This is a genomic window from Bartonella sp. AA83SXKL, assembly GCF_042196965.1.
Lineage (GTDB): Bacteria > Pseudomonadota > Alphaproteobacteria > Rhizobiales > Rhizobiaceae > Bartonella.
The window spans coordinates 1-691 of record NZ_JBHIRG010000198.1 but is presented as its reverse complement, the minus strand read 5'-3'; the positions used below and the strand labels follow the sequence as shown (position 1 = coordinate 691).

The following is a 691-nucleotide window of genomic DNA, read 5'->3' as shown; positions in this document are numbered from 1 at the left end:
CATGGGATAAAAGAGCTGTTTTGCGAGAACTTATCCATAATGAAGGCGATGAACTAAAAAATGCTATTATTTTTTGTAACCGAAAGAGAGATATCTCTGAACTTTTGAGATCGCTCATTAGACATAATTTTAGTGTAGGGGCACTTCATGGCGATATGGACCAATATTCTCGTATGAGTACATTGGCTGACTTTAAAGACAACAAAATCACACTTCTTGTCGCCTCTGATGTGGCTGCACGGGGACTTGATATTCCAGCCGTAAGCCATGTCTTCAATTATGATGTTCCTACACACGCTGAAGACTACATTCATAGAATTGGTCGTACAGGACGTGCAAATCGTAGTGGGAAAGCTTTTACAATCGTTACAAAATCTGACCAAAAATATATTAGTGCCATTGAAGAAATGAGCAACGAAAAAATTGAATGGTTCAACAGAGATCTCTCTACTTTAACAACCACTGATCAAAAAGATGATATCATTTTAAAGAGAAAATCTCCAACACCATCAAAGAAAACTGCTCAAAAAGAGCGTTCTGTTCATACCCAAAAGTCCTTGAAAGATGATAAAGTTGGTTATATGAAAGCCACGAATAATAAAGTCAATCTCCTTCAAAAATGTCATTCTCGAAAAAATAAAAATCATACTCCCTCTGGATTTGGTGATGATATACCGGCATTTATGCTCAT

1 protein-coding gene is annotated in these 691 nt (G+C 36.6%); it reads left to right on the top strand.

Annotation, left to right across the window (positions count from 1 at the left end; translation table 11 throughout):
• The coding region (locus tag ACFINO_RS10585) for a helicase-related protein (protein ID WP_375655809.1) at positions 1–691 on the top strand (691 nt) is incomplete at both ends.